Genomic DNA, 12817 nt, shown 5'->3' on the forward strand with positions numbered 1-12817 from the left:
GGTGGTCGCGATGACGAACGAGCTGACCGAGATCACGGTTATCGGAGACGACTCCACGGGAATCGTCGCGCAGTTCACCTCCCTGCTGTTCGAGCGCGGGATCAACATCGAGGACATCGACCAGGCGGTCCGGGACGGCCTGTTCCGGATGACCACGACCGTCGACACCAGCGAGATGGTCTGCACGGAGGAGAAGCTCCGCGAGGACCTGCTGGAGCTGGGCGACGAACTCGACGTCGACGTGCAGGTGCGATTTCCCGCCGACCGCGAGACCCAGCAGATCGCGGTGCTCGTCACCAAGGAGTCCCACTGTCTCGAGGCGCTGTTCGAGGCCTGGACCAACGACGAGCTGGGCGCGGACATCTCGGTCGTGATCGGCAACCACGACGACCTCCAGCCGCTCGCGGAGCAGTACGGCGTCCCGTTCCACGACGTCGGCGACGAGAAAGGCACGCCCGACGAGGAGGAGCTGCTGGACCTGCTCGCGGAGTACGACGCCGACCTGATCGTGCTCGCGCGCTACATGCGGATCCTCAGCCCGAACGTCGTGTTCCGCTACGAGGACCGGATCATCAACATCCACCCGAGCCTGCTGCCGGCGTTCCCCGGCGCCCGGGCCTACGAGCAGGCGGTCCAGGAGGGCGTCCGCATCGCGGGCGTCACGGCCCACTACGTCACGACCGACCTGGACCAGGGCCCGATCATCACCCAGCGGGCCTGCGACGTCCGAGACGACGACACCCGCGCGGACCTCAAGCAGCGCGGCCAGCCCCTCGAAGCCGACGCGCTGCTCGAAGCCGTGCGCCTGCACCTGAACAACGACGTCTCGGTCCACCGCGGCCGCACCAGCCTCCGCGACGACGCCGACGGCTACCAGCTCGGCCTGACCCGAGACGCCCAGCGGGCCAACCCCGACCGGCCGGTCGACGGCCTCGGCGACGCGCTGAGCGAGGGCGGCGACGGCGCCGAGATCACGACCGAGTCCGACGACGACTGATCGCGGCGCGGCAGCATCTTTTCGCGCACCTCGTACTCCGAGTGGCGACGCAGAGGAATGGCCGCCGGAACGTAGCGGAAACGAGACGACGATCGAGAGAAGCAACCGCCGAGCGAAGAATAAGCCGTCGGTCGATGGGAGCAGGCCGCCGTCAGTTCGCGTCGTCGAACTCCGCCGCGCAGGCCTCGCTACAGAAGTGGCGATGGTAGGCCTTGCCGTCCTCGACCCGCGTCCGGACGACGTGGTTCGGGTCCTCCACGATCGGCTCGCCGCAGACCTCGCAGTTCGGCGCCTCGTCCTCGTCGATGTCCTCCTCGAGCTCCGATGTCGGGTCCACCATTTGTTCACAGGGAGGGTGCTGGCGCACTATAAGGATTGCATTTCCGGCGGCATCGCAAAATTCGCCGCGCCGAGCCGGCTCCGACCGCGCGACCGTTCAGAGCTCCCGCGCCGCGGCGACGGCGTCCTCGATCGGCGGCGCGTCGAACAGTTCGCGGCCGACGTAGGCGTTGGCGCCGGCGGCGTAGATATCCCGCGCAACCTGAATCACGTCGTCGTCGAGCGACTCGGGCTGGACCTCACAGAGCGGACGCCAGTCGGCGACGTCCTCCTCTTTCGCGCGTTCCTTCGCGGCGTCGACGGCGTCGACCCACTCCGGCTGGGTGCGCTTGTGGTACTGCCGGATGACCTCCTTCGAGAGCTGCTGGCCGTCGTAGGAAAAGCGGTTCTCGTCGAGCGTCCCGACGACGTCGGCGACGCGGATCTCGCCCTCGAAATACAGGCACTCGATCTTGCCGTCCTCGTGGGTCATGTCGGCCTCGGCGGCGCGCTCGGTGACGATCCGGTTCACTTCGCGGGCGGTGGCTTCGAGATCCTCGATATCGGCCGCGCCGGCGATCCGGTCGGCCTCCTCGCGCGAGAGGTAGCGGTCCGACTCCTCGTACTTCGTGGAGAACTCGACGACCGGCTCGTCGAGGTCGACGGCCTCGTCGGGCCACTCCTCGAACCCGAGGTCGTGGTCGGCGGGCTCGGTGCGCCCGCGCAGGCTCGATCCGACGGGGACGCGATTTCTGAAGACGATCTCCAGGGGGACGAGATAGTTCTCGCCCGCCTGATCGTGATAGGCGTCGTAGTCGTAATCCCGACCGTCGTGGGGCAGGTCGGGCACCTGCGTCAGGTCGATCGCCATCTCGCGCGGCGCGGCGTCGACGTCGTCGAGCGGGACGGCCTCGTCGGCGTCCCCGGGAACCACTCCGCGGTAGTGCGTCGGGACGCCTTCGGATTCCAGCAGCTCGAAGTTGAACGCGCCCATCGCGCAGAGGCTCTCTCCTTTCTCGGGGATCTCGTCGGGCATCTTGCCCCAGTCGAACACCGAGTAGTCGTCGGTAAAGCGGAACGCGCCGCGGCCCAGCTCCCCCGCCGAGGGCTCGACCTCGACGCGGAACTCCTTGACGCTCGTCATAGTTGGACTCCCGAATCGGCGGCCTATGTACCTGCCGAAATTTCGAGCAAGGGGACTAGGATCAGGTGGACGTGCTTCGAAGAGAGCATCGATCGACGGCGACGACGTGAACACCACGCCCGAAGCCCTCGCGCCCGTCCGGTCGCGCGACTCGCTGCGCGCTTCAGTCGCTTCGCTCCTTCCAGTGCTTGCTTCGTCGTGCTTCCCGGACGACCGCTCGCCCTTCGAGTCCGCCAGGCCCTGGATTGATCAGCCGGCCCCTGGCGGACTCGAAGGGCGAGGCCGGCTCGGCGGTTCCCGGGCGACGCAAGCACTGGAGCGACTGATAGGGAGCGAAGCGCGCAGCGAGCCCCGGAACCCCGAGCCGGCCGAGGGCTTCGGGCGTAGTAGTCACCGTACGAGCAACAGCGAACGCCAGTCCAACAACGCACCATCCTAGCCGGTATCACCGCACGTTTTTAACGGTGGACCGTCGTTCGATACGTGATGGAGAAGGGCGAGGGGGACGTGCCCGACGAGGTCGAGTTCGAGCGCGTCCCCGAGACCGACCAGTCGTTCGAGAACGCGCTGGCGAAGGCGCGCGACGGCGAGCGGCTGTCGGTCGACGACGCGATCGAACTGCTGACCACCGGCACGGACGAGGAGGGGATCGACCGGCAGCGGAAAGAGCGGGTGCTGGAAGCCGCGGATCGGCGCCGCGCCGAGATCGTCGGCGAGGAGGTGACGTTCGTCGCGAACCTCAACAACAACGTCACGACCGCGTGCAACGTGGGGTGCAAGTTCTGCAACTTCAAGGACGCCGCACAGCGCTTCGAGACCGAGTACGACGGCGAGAACCCGGGGTTCACCAAGACGCCCGCCGAGTCCCGCGAGATCGTCGCGGACGCCGCCGAGATGGGCGTCTACGAGGTCTGCTCGGTGTCGGGACTGCATCCGGCGTTCGCGCTCGACGACGAGCACCGCGAGATCCTCGAGGCCGCCGAGAATCCCAAGGAGGTCAACTACCGACCGCCCGCGGACTACGAGACGAGTCCGGGGACGTACGTCGACCAGATCGCGGCGATGAGCGTCGGCGGCGTCCACGTCCACTCGATGACGCCCGAGGAGGCCTACCACGCGAAGCGGGGCACCGACTGGAGCTACGAGGAGGTGTTCCGACGGCTGAAAGACGCCGGCCTCGACAGCGTGCCGGGCACCGCCGCCGAGATCCTCGTCGAGGAGGTCCGCGACGTGATCTGCCCCGGCAAGATCGGCACCGAGGAGTGGATGGACGCCATGGAGGCCGCCGCGAACGTCGGGCTGGATCTCACGTCGACGATCATGTACGGCCACGTCGAGAACGAGGCCCACCGCGCGCTCCACCTGCAGCGGATCCGAGAACTCCAGGACCGGACGGGCGCGATCACCGAGTTCGTCCCGCTATCCTTTATCCACCAGAACACGCCGCTGTACGAGCAGGGACTGGTAGAGGGCGGCGCGTCGCGCGACGAGGACGAACTGATGGTCGCCGTCGGCCGGCTATTCCTGGACAACGTCGACCATATCCAGTCCTCGTGGGTAAAGTACGGCGACGAGCACGGGCTGAAGCTACTCAACTGCGGCGCCGACGACTTCATGGGGACGATCCTCTCCGAGGAGATCACCAAGCGCGCCGGCGGCGACTACGGCGAGGTCCGCACCTTCGAGCAGTACGTCGAGATGATCACCTCGATCGGCAGAGTCCCCGTCGAGCGCTCGACGGACTACCGGCAGCGCCGCCGGATCGATCCCGACGACCCGCCGTTCGGGCCGGAACTCGGGCCGCGCGCCGACGGGACGCCGCTGTTCGAGCGCGAGTCGGCCGACGACGCCGCGGCGATCGACGCCGACGACTGACGTCGCCTAACGGTTGCGGGGCGACGACGCGTCGGGGCGAACGCATTTTATCGCGGTCGTGGACGACTAGCGTGGGTGATTAGATGGCACACGACCTGCTCATGCTCGTCGGCGACTACGTGGAAGACTGGGAAGTGATCGTCCCCTACCAGGCGCTCCAGGCGGTCGGCCACGAGGTCGACGCGGTCTGTCCCGACAAGGAAGAGGGCGACACCGTCGCGACCGCGGTCCACGACTTCACGGGCGAACAGACCTACAGCGAGAAGCCGGGCCACACGTTCGAGCTCTCGGCGACGTTCGACGACATCGACGCCGAGGCGTACGACGGCCTGGTCATCCCCGGCGGGCGCGCGCCGGAGTATCTGCGCACCTACGACGAGGTGATCGAGTGCGTGCAGCACTTCTTCGAGGAGGACAAGCCCGTCGCGGCGCTCTGTCACGCGCCACAGCTGCTCAACGCGGCCGGCGTCATCGAAGGCCGGGCGCTGACGTCCTACCCGGCAGTCAGGGCCGAAGTCGAGTCCGGCGGCGGCGAGTGGCACGACGGCGTCACGGTCGACGGCAATCTGGTGACCGGCCGGGTGTTCACCGACCACGTCGAGTGGATCTCGGAGTTCCTCGACGTGCTCGGCACCGACGTCCAGCACGGCGAACCGATGCCCGCGAGCGACGACTGAGCGGGACGCCGAAACTCCTTCCGGCGACGCATCAGTCGTCCGCCGGGACCGGCTCGCCGGCCAGCACGCCGCGATAGCGCTCGCCGGCGTCGTCCTGAGCGTCGATGGCATCCCGGATCGTCGGCGAGAGCCAGTCGTCGCCCGGCGCCGGCTCGCCCGCGAAGCTGTCGGTCCGCAGCCCCTCGGGCAGGAATCGCTCGTACACCGGCAGGCGCTCGCGGAGCGGGACGTCGCCGTGCTCGGCGACGGCCTCCAGCTCCCGCAGCGCGGGCCACTCGTAGTCCGGGTTGATGTAGTCGTCCGTGATCGGCGAGACGCCGCCGAGATCGTCGATCCCGCAGTCGACCAGTTCGCGGGCCGGCGCGAGGTTCGGCGGCACCTGCACCGAGACCTCTTCGGGCAGCGCCGCGCGGGCCATCGCGACGACGCGGCGCATCGTGTCGAGCTCCGGAGACCCGCCGCTCCAGCGCTCGTTTTCCACTACTGGCTGGACGATCACTTCCTGAACGTGACCGTAGCGCTCGTGCATCTCGCGGATCGCCAGCAGGCTCTCGGCGCGATCGCGCCAGTCCTCGCCGAGGCCGACCAAGATACCGGTAGTAAAGGGGACCGACAGCTTGCCGGCATTTTTGATCGTGTTGAGTCGCTGGCCGGGGTTCTTCCGGCGCCGGCCTGCGTGGGCGTCGACGTCCGCGGTCGTCTCCAGCATCACGCCCATGCTGGCGTTGACGTCCGCGACCGTCGCCATCTGCTCGTAGGTCTGGTCGCCGGGGTTGCTGTGGGGGAGCAGTCCCTCGTCGAGGGCGATCTCGCAGACCTCGCGGAGGTACTCGTGGATCGAGTCGTGGCCCCACGAATCGAGCTGGTCGTGGACCTGTTCGTAGCGGTCGTCCGGATCGTCGCCGAAGGTAAACAGCGCCTCCGTGCAGCCGGCGTCGGCGCCCATCTGCAGGGTTTCGCGAACCTCGTCGGTGCTCATCAGCGTCGCCTCGCCCGGCGGGTCGAAGTACGTGCAGTAGGTGCAGGTGTACCGACACGCGGTCGTGAGCGGGACGAACACGTTCCGCGCGAAGGACAGTTCGGGAGCCGGATCGACGTCGTCGGGACCGACGTCGAGCAGCGACGCCACGTCCGCCTCGTCGATCGTCACGTCGACGCCGTACTCCTCGGCCCCCGGAATCATCATCGGAAGGAGTGCGCGCTCCCCGATAAAGGTTCGACTTCGGGGCGGGACGAAATGGCAAGGTCGAAACGCAGACGGCGGCGCGGCGCTACCGCGGCGGGTAGTGGTCGTGCCAGGGGTTCGCCCGTTCGAGCGCGCCCGAGGCCGCCAGCACGGTCTCGTCGTCGAAGCGGTCGCCGATCAGTTGCATCCCGACGGGGAGTCCGTCGTCGGTCAGCCCGGCCGGCGCCGAGGCGGCGGGATGGCCGGTGAAGTTGATCGGGTAGGTGAGACACCAGCCGATCAGCGGATCGACGTCCTCGCCGTCGATCTCGGTCGGCCCGACGGTGCCGCCTTTGCCCTCGGTGTTCTCGACCGGCGGGACGGCCAGCGTCGGCGTCACCAGCAGATCGTACTGCTCGAAGACGTCCTGGACGGCGTCGTACACCCGCGTCCGGACGTGGTCGTCGCGCTTGTACTCGAGCAGACTCATGTCGCGGGTGTCCTCCAGCAGGTCGACGAGCTCGGGGACCATCTCGTCGCGGTGGTCGCCCAGCAGGTCCATCCCCTCGTCTTTGAACCCCTCGATCGCGGAGTGGTAGAGCCCGGCGATCTGGCGCAGCCAGATGTCGGCCAGCTCCTGCTGGTCGACGTCGATGCCGAGGTCGACCCGCTCGACGGTCGCGCCGGCGTCCTCGAAGGCGTCGACGGCGTCGTCGACCACGTCGCGGACGCGCTCGTCGACCGGGAACACGTCGAAGTCCGGGCTGTACGCGATCGAGAGCCCCTCGACGCCCCGGTGGACGGCGCCGCGGTAGTCCGGATCCTCGTCTGGGACAGACAGCGGATCGCGCGGGTCGGGACCGGCCATCACGTCGAGCATCAGGGCGGCGTCCTCGACGGTGCGCGCGATCGGCCCGGCGTGGATCATCGGCGTGTGCGAGAGGAATGCGTCCGGGCGGATCGCCTGCGCGACCCGACCGTAGGACGCCTTCAGCCCGTAGACGCCCGAGAACGACGCCGGGATCCGGACCGACCCGCCGCCGTCCGAGCCCTGCGCGATCGGGACCAGCCCGTCGGCCACCGCGGCGGCCGAACCGCCCGACGACCCGCCCGCGTTGCGCTCCAGGTCGAACGGGGTGCTGGTCGGGCCGAACAGCAGGTTGTCGGTCGTCCCCTTGTGGCCGAACGACGGCGTGTTCGTCTTGCCCACGACGATCGCGCCGGCCTCCTCCAGGCGCCGGACGTAGGTGGCAGTCTCCTCGGGGACGAACTCCTCGAACGGCGCCGACCCCATCGTGTTGCGGACGCCGGCCTTGAAGTCGAACAGGTCCTTGATCGCGATCGGCACCCCGTGGAGCGGGCCGAGCGGCTCGCCGGCCGCGACGGCCTCGTCGGCTTCCCGCGCCCGCTCCATCGCCGCCTCTTCGAGCAGCGTCACGAACGCGTTGATGTCGTCGTTGCGCTCCCGGATCCGTTCGAAGCTGGCTTCGACGGCTTCCTGAGCGGTCAGGTCGCCGCTCCGGATTCGGGCGGCCATCTCCGTCGCTGACGTGTACGCGAGGTTATCTTCCCCCATGTGTCACGATGACACGATACTAGCACTAATTTCTAGCAGTCCCGAACGATCCCATCGACGCCCGAAACGACGCGCGACCGCGCCGCGTCGGCCCGAGAATCCTATCGGCGCACGCCGGCTCGACCGCCCTCGACCGCCAGCTCGAACCCGGCGTCACGAAGCCACGCCGTCGCACGGCCGTCGCCGTGCAACAGCAACTCGACCAGATCCGCGCGCTCGTCGACGTCCGTCGACAGCCGGTGGGAGTCGACGACCGCGACGTCGGCGTCGATCTCCGCGGCGATCCGCCGGTGGTCGCGGTAGGAGAGCCCGTGGTAGTCGACGCGAAACTCGGGGTGGCGGACGACGAGCGCGTTCGTCCCGCCGCCGCGTCCAGGTACGATCGCCACCTCGGCGTCGGCGTCGAACAGATCCGCGAGCGCGTCGCCGGTCGCGAGGCCCAGATCGGCCATCACGACGGCGGCGGGCGACTCGGGAGCGGCGTCTGCGAGAGCGTCGTTGACGGCGGGCGTCAGCGCGCGGTCGTCGACCCGGACGGGCGCGTCGACGTCGATCGGCGCCGTCGAGAGCACCGTCGGCTCGCCGCCGGCGGCGCGGACCGCCGCGAGGACGTCGTCGAGCATCGCGCGTGCGAGCGCCGAGCGCTCGCGCTCGTCGAGCAGGTCGGCGAGGCGAGTCTTCGGGCGCTCGGCGTCGAACGGGACGAGGACGCGCATGCCCTCGCTTCGACGGGCGGGAAAAAGGGAGTTCCGGAGTTACCCGAGCTTGTCGTAGTCGTCGCCCTGGCGCTGGTAGAGCAGGTAGCCGACGCCGGCGAGCACGAGCAGCGCGACCAGCCCGGCGCCGCCGTACAGCAGCATGCTGCGCGTCTGGGCGCTGGACTGGGAGCTCTCGGCCTCGTCGGCGGCGTCCTGGGCGTTCTGGACGGCGCGGTCGAAGTCGCCGTTCTCGTAGAAGCCGACGGCGTTGTCGAGAGCGTCCTGGGCGGCCGACACGTCGGCGCCGTTGCTTTCGGCGTCCTCGATCGCGGCTTCGGCGTCCTCGATGGCGTTGCGAGCCTCCTTGCTATCGGCGGTGTAGTGGTGGGCGTCGTAGCTGTCGATGGTGGTGGTGCCGCCGCCCGATCGGACCTCGGTGAACTCGGTCACGGTGAACCGCTCCTCGGGCTCGTAGCTCCACTCGGCGACCTCGGGGACGGTCCCCATGACGGTCACTTCGATCTCGTCCATGTCATCGCTGGAGCTGACCGCGTAGTCGAACGAGTCGCCGCCGAAGTTCTGCGAGTCGGCGATCTGGTCGCCGTCGACGCCGTAGGCCGTCACGGTCCAGCTGGCGTTGGTCAGGTTCGTCTGCCCCTCCAGCGTCCAGTCGGACGGCGTGTCGCCGGCGTACAGATCAGACAGCGTGTACGTTACTGAGACTTCCTCTCCGACTTCCGCTTCTTCGGGGACGCCGTCGGCGTCGACCGATGCGACAGCTGCCGCCGGGGAGACCGCGGCGACCGCGACCGCGAAAACGAGCAGCAGCGTTCCGAGCTTAGAATAGTGGTTCGAGTTCATCGTCGTCATCTTCGACTAGCGTCTCTAAATTATCGTCGCTTTCCTGGCGAATCTCCTCGATGTTGTCCTGGGCCTCGATGGCAACCTGCTGGAGCTCCTTGATGCGGGGGACGTTGGTGACGCCCGACAGGAGGATCACGCTGGCCACGAAGTTCGAGTCGGGGACCGGGTAGTCGCCGCCCCGAACCTCCATGCTGCCGGTCTGCTCCTCGAGCCACTTCCGCCCGCGCTCTATCCCCTTCCGGTTGAGATGCTGGGGCGGACCGCTCATGACCAGCAGCGCGCGCTCGGCGCCGTCGATCTCGCAGGGCAGCGTGAGCCGGCCGAGCGCCGCCTTCCGGACGAGACTGGTGATCCGGTTGGTCGTGTGCGCCGTGTCGACCTGGTCGTCCTCGCCGCCGGTGAAGCGCGAGAGCAGACCGCTGTCGTCGCCGCTGTTCTCGACTTCCTCGCGAGCGTAGCCGACCGTCGAGACGCCGCCGCCCGACAGCGTGTTGATGATCTCGCTGGAGTCGACGACGCTTTCCGCGACCTCGTCGCCCTGGTTGATCTCGCCGGCGCCGAAGAGGATGCCGAAGCGCTTGACGATCTCGTCGTTGATCTCCTCGTAGCCGCTCTCGACGGACTCGCCGGACTGTCGCCAGGAGTCGTTGTCGAACACGAGCAGATTGTCGACCTCCCGGACGAACGTCTGGAAGGAGCGAGCCGCGTTGAGCGTGTAGATCCCGCCCTCGTCGCTGCCGGGCAGCACGCCCAGCCCGTAGACGGGTTCGGTGTAGATCCGCTTGAGATGCTTCGCGATGACGGGGGCGCCGCCGCTGCCGGTGCCGCCGCCCATCCCCGCGACGATCAGGAAGGCGTCGACCTCGTGGACCGGGATCCCGTCGATGGCACCCTGGACTTCGTCGATGTCCTCCTCCGCGATCTCGGCGCCGAGCTCGTTGTCGGCGCCGACGCCGTGTCCCTTGACGCGGGACTGTCCGATCAGGACTCGATTTTCCTGGGGAACTTTCTCCAGCCCCATCAGGTCCGCCTTGGCGGTATTAACCGCCACCGCGGACCGGACGATCCCGCTGTGGGTGCGCTCGTCGTACTCCAAGAATTTGTCGACGATTTTCCCACCCGCCTGTCCGAAGCCGATCATCGCCAGTTTCATTGTTGGTATCCGGGTCTCCGTTGGCATGAGAACAGAGTCATTAAGGATATAAGCCTTGTGATGGGGAAGGTAAATCGCAACCGATCAGCAGGTTTTAATCGCAAGACTGCGGCGCCCCGACCGCGTTTTACTGGCGTTTCAGAACGATTACTTTAGCGCCTGCAGTTGTGCTATATAAAACAGGAACCAGGCCCCGTTTTAAGTAAAGAGCGACGAACCGCCCAGCGGCGACGCGATTCCTCGCCTCGAATGCGCGCGCCAGCCCGGTGGTCGCGTCGCCGCTATCCCGACAGGCCGAGATACTCCGAGAGCGTCGTGAGATCGTCCGGGTCGACGTCGAACGCCGTAACATCGTTCTCGACGACCGTGTTGTCGATCCGCAGCGACCTGGCCTGGTCCGGTCCCATCGGGACGAACGGCAGCGGGCCGGCAGCGGTCAGCCCGATCTTGGCGAGCGCCATCGGCACCGGGAGGACGCGCACCGACTTGCCCTCCGCGCGGTAGGCGAGCCGGGTCACGTCCGCCAACGTCAGCACCTCGGGGCCGCCGATCTCGTAGACCTCGCCGGCCCGATCCTCGTCGATCGCGCAGTCGGCCAGCATCGGCGCGAGGTCGCCGACCCAGATCGGCTGGAACCGCGTCTTCCCGCCGCCCGGTAGTCCGGTGACGTACGGCGTCGTCAACATTTTCGTGAACCCGACGAACTCGCCGCCCTCGCCGAACACGACCGACGGCCGGACGATCACCCAGTCCAGCGGGGCGTCCCGGACGACCTGCTCGGCCTGCCCTTTCGTCCGGAGGTAGGCGGTCGAGCCGTCCGGATCGGCGCCGAGCGCGCTCATCTGGACCACCCGGTCGACGCCGTGTTCCTCCGCGGCGTCGACGACGTTCTCGGTGCCGCCGAGGTGCACTTTCTCGTGGCCCGCGCCGCCGCGGGGCTTGAACAGCGGCGACAGCGCGACCAGGTTGACGACCGTATCCTGCCCCTCGAAGGCGCCCTCGATCGAGTCGTAGGCCGTCACGTCGCCGGCGACCGAGTCGACGCCGTCGGGCAGCTCGGCGTCGCCGGGATCCCGCGAGAGCGCCGTGACGTCGTGTCCGCGGTCGTGCAGTTCGACGCAGAGATTCTGGCCGATGAAGCCCGTCCCGCCGACGACGAGAACGTTCATAGTTCAAAGGTGTGTTCGCACGAGCATAAAGGTGATCGAGGCGGCCGTATCGTGGATTCCCGGGACGCCGGATGCGCACTATTCGCTCGTAGAAATGACGCGGCGACCGACCAGAGTGACCGCCGCGAAGGTGACGCCGAAAGCGACGCCCTCGATCGCCGCCGTCCCGGGAGCATCGCCCAGTGCAGTTCCGGTGATCGCCCACACCAGCGCCGTCACCACGAATAGCGTTGCGGCGTAGGCGAGCGCGTGTTCGCGAAGGTAGCGATCGACGGAACGGAAGGTTTCGGGGGCTCGCTCTAACATTAACTATCCAACAGTCGGAGAGGGGCTACAAAGTCGTTCTGCCGACAACCGGGTGCCGAGCGGCCTCGGGCAGTCGGTTCCCGAGCGGCCTCCGACAGACAGTTGATCCGGGGGCCGAAAGCCGGTGGTATGCTGCTCACGCTCGAAGGGATCGACGGCAGCGGGAAGACGACCGTCTGGGAGGCACTACAGGACGTCTACCCCGACGCCGTCTTCACTCGCGAACCCACGAACACGTGGTACGGGGAGGCCGTCCAGCGGTCGATCGAGGACGACGACGCCGACCCGCTGGCCGAGCTCTTTCTGTACACCGCCGACCACGCCGCCCACCTCGCGCAGACGGTTCGCCCGGCGCTCGACCGGGGCGAACTGGTGATCTCGGATCGGTACTCCGACTCCCGGTACGCCTACCAGGGGGCGACACTCGACGGGGAAGTTCCGAACGCGATGGACTACGTTCGCGGCATCCACGAGCCGTTCACCCGGCCGCCGGACTACACGATCTACCTCGACGTCGACGCCGAGACGGCCGCCCGGCGCAGCGGGAAGACCAACAAGTTCGAGCAGGACTCGTATCTCGCACGCGTCCGCGAGAACTACGAGCGACTGATCGACGCCGACCCCCACCGGTTCGTGCGCGTCGACGCCACCGAACCGCCGGAGGTCGTGCTCGAACGCGTCGAGGCCGCCGTCGCGGAGATCCTCTCGGACGAGGCGAACGGCGCCCCCTGACGTGACCGGGGAGCTACGTTCCCCAATAATTACGACATATATCGTGCGCGATGAACGTTTGATGAAAAATTTGTTCGCAACTTTTACTTTCCTATTGATAGAAGTTGCCGGTAAGAGACCGTCTGGTGCAGGTGACGAGATTA

The 12817-nt window shown here is 67.7% G+C and carries 13 protein-coding genes; 4 read left to right on the top strand and 9 right to left on the bottom strand.

Annotated features, from left to right (window positions below; all coding sequences use genetic code 11):
* Window positions 1-10 precede the first annotated feature (10 nt).
* Window positions 11-997 (top strand): formyltetrahydrofolate deformylase, encoded by a 987-nt coding sequence (locus ABDZ81_RS09270; protein ID WP_343773679.1) that lies wholly within the window; start codon window positions 11-13, stop codon window positions 995-997.
* A 151-nt stretch (window positions 998-1148) separates the two neighbouring features.
* Here the strand turns inward: ABDZ81_RS09270 and ABDZ81_RS09275 are convergent, their stop codons facing one another.
* Window positions 1149-1337, bottom strand: coding sequence for a DUF7576 family protein (locus ABDZ81_RS09275; RefSeq protein WP_343773680.1), 189 nt, complete (start codon window positions 1335-1337; stop codon window positions 1149-1151).
* 96 nt (window positions 1338-1433) lie between these two features.
* The gene (locus ABDZ81_RS09280) at window positions 1434-2459 is read right to left on the bottom strand and encodes a phosphoribosylaminoimidazolesuccinocarboxamide synthase (RefSeq protein ID WP_343773681.1); all 1026 of its coding nucleotides are present in this window, start codon (window positions 2457-2459) and stop codon (window positions 1434-1436) included.
* A gap of 486 nt (window positions 2460-2945) precedes the next feature.
* On the opposite strand from ABDZ81_RS09280, the gene cofH reads away from it, so the two are divergent.
* Together cofH and ABDZ81_RS09290 are read left to right on the top strand one after the other, a co-directional pair.
* Window positions 2946-4334, top strand: coding sequence for a 7,8-didemethyl-8-hydroxy-5-deazariboflavin synthase subunit CofH (gene cofH / locus ABDZ81_RS09285; protein ID WP_343773682.1), 1389 nt, complete (start codon window positions 2946-2948; stop codon window positions 4332-4334).
* An 83-nt stretch (window positions 4335-4417) separates the two neighbouring features.
* The gene (locus tag ABDZ81_RS09290; protein WP_343773683.1) at window positions 4418-5011 is read left to right on the top strand and encodes a DJ-1/PfpI family protein; all 594 of its coding nucleotides are present in this window, start codon (window positions 4418-4420) and stop codon (window positions 5009-5011) included.
* A 31-nt stretch (window positions 5012-5042) separates the two neighbouring features.
* On the opposite strand, the gene cofG is transcribed toward ABDZ81_RS09290, so the two are convergent.
* The 7 genes from cofG to ABDZ81_RS09325 form a co-directional block, all read right to left on the bottom strand.
* Window positions 5043-6194 (bottom strand): 7,8-didemethyl-8-hydroxy-5-deazariboflavin synthase subunit CofG, encoded by a 1152-nt coding sequence (gene cofG, locus ABDZ81_RS09295; RefSeq protein ID WP_343773684.1) that lies wholly within the window; start codon window positions 6192-6194, stop codon window positions 5043-5045.
* Window positions 6195-6282: 88 nt separating this feature from the next.
* Window positions 6283-7752 carry an amidase gene (locus ABDZ81_RS09300; protein WP_343773685.1) on the bottom strand — a complete coding sequence of 490 codons (1470 nt, stop codon included), beginning with the start codon at window positions 7750-7752 and terminating at the stop codon, window positions 6283-6285.
* Between the two features lie 101 nt (window positions 7753-7853).
* Window positions 7854-8468, bottom strand: a complete 615-nt coding sequence (gene cofC / locus ABDZ81_RS09305) for a 2-phospho-L-lactate guanylyltransferase (protein ID WP_343773686.1) — start codon at window positions 8466-8468, stop codon at window positions 7854-7856.
* Between the two features lie 39 nt (window positions 8469-8507).
* The gene (locus ABDZ81_RS09310; protein ID WP_343773687.1) at window positions 8508-9311 is read right to left on the bottom strand and encodes a DUF4398 domain-containing protein; all 804 of its coding nucleotides are present in this window, start codon (window positions 9309-9311) and stop codon (window positions 8508-8510) included.
* Window positions 9289-10467: a tubulin/FtsZ family protein gene (locus tag ABDZ81_RS09315; protein WP_343773962.1), complete on the bottom strand. Its 1179-nt coding sequence runs from the start codon at window positions 10465-10467 to the stop codon at window positions 9289-9291. The genes ABDZ81_RS09310 and ABDZ81_RS09315 overlap by 23 nt, the downstream gene beginning before the upstream one ends.
* Window positions 10468-10748: 281 nt before the next feature.
* Window positions 10749-11636, bottom strand: a complete 888-nt coding sequence (locus ABDZ81_RS09320) for a complex I NDUFA9 subunit family protein (protein ID WP_343773688.1) — start codon at window positions 11634-11636, stop codon at window positions 10749-10751.
* A gap of 78 nt (window positions 11637-11714) precedes the next feature.
* The gene (locus ABDZ81_RS09325; protein ID WP_343773689.1) at window positions 11715-11942 is read right to left on the bottom strand and encodes a hypothetical protein; all 228 of its coding nucleotides are present in this window, start codon (window positions 11940-11942) and stop codon (window positions 11715-11717) included.
* A 129-nt stretch (window positions 11943-12071) separates the two neighbouring features.
* Between ABDZ81_RS09325 and tmk the strand changes: the two genes are divergently transcribed.
* Window positions 12072-12674 (top strand): dTMP kinase, encoded by a 603-nt coding sequence (tmk, locus tag ABDZ81_RS09330; RefSeq protein ID WP_343773691.1) that lies wholly within the window; start codon window positions 12072-12074, stop codon window positions 12672-12674.
* Window positions 12675-12817: the final 143 nt, after the last annotated feature.

The organism is Natronoarchaeum mannanilyticum, from assembly GCF_039522665.1.
GTDB classification, from domain to species: Archaea; Halobacteriota; Halobacteria; order Halobacteriales; family Natronoarchaeaceae; genus Natronoarchaeum; species Natronoarchaeum mannanilyticum.

Bases quoted from the DNA above. Each gene is read 5' to 3' on its own strand.
- ABDZ81_RS09270 (WP_343773679.1), top strand. From the start codon at position 11: ATGACGAACGAGCTGACCGAGATCACGGTTATCGGAGACGACTCCACG.
- ABDZ81_RS09275 (WP_343773680.1), bottom strand. From the start codon at position 1,337: ATGGTGGACCCGACATCGGAGCTCGAGGAGGACATCGACGAGGACGAG.
- ABDZ81_RS09280 (WP_343773681.1), bottom strand. From the start codon at position 2,459: ATGACGAGCGTCAAGGAGTTCCGCGTCGAGGTCGAGCCCTCGGCGGGG.
- cofH (WP_343773682.1), top strand. From the start codon at position 2,946: ATGGAGAAGGGCGAGGGGGACGTGCCCGACGAGGTCGAGTTCGAGCGC.
- ABDZ81_RS09290 (WP_343773683.1), top strand. From the start codon at position 4,418: ATGGCACACGACCTGCTCATGCTCGTCGGCGACTACGTGGAAGACTGG.
- cofG (WP_343773684.1), bottom strand. From the start codon at position 6,194: ATGATTCCGGGGGCCGAGGAGTACGGCGTCGACGTGACGATCGACGAG.
- ABDZ81_RS09300 (WP_343773685.1), bottom strand. From the start codon at position 7,752: ATGGGGGAAGATAACCTCGCGTACACGTCAGCGACGGAGATGGCCGCC.
- cofC (WP_343773686.1), bottom strand. From the start codon at position 8,468: ATGCGCGTCCTCGTCCCGTTCGACGCCGAGCGCCCGAAGACTCGCCTC.
- ABDZ81_RS09310 (WP_343773687.1), bottom strand. From the start codon at position 9,311: ATGAACTCGAACCACTATTCTAAGCTCGGAACGCTGCTGCTCGTTTTC.
- ABDZ81_RS09315 (WP_343773962.1), bottom strand. From the start codon at position 10,467: ATGAAACTGGCGATGATCGGCTTCGGACAGGCGGGTGGGAAAATCGTC.
- ABDZ81_RS09320 (WP_343773688.1), bottom strand. From the start codon at position 11,636: ATGAACGTTCTCGTCGTCGGCGGGACGGGCTTCATCGGCCAGAATCTC.
- ABDZ81_RS09325 (WP_343773689.1), bottom strand. From the start codon at position 11,942: ATGTTAGAGCGAGCCCCCGAAACCTTCCGTTCCGTCGATCGCTACCTT.
- tmk (WP_343773691.1), top strand. From the start codon at position 12,072: ATGCTGCTCACGCTCGAAGGGATCGACGGCAGCGGGAAGACGACCGTC.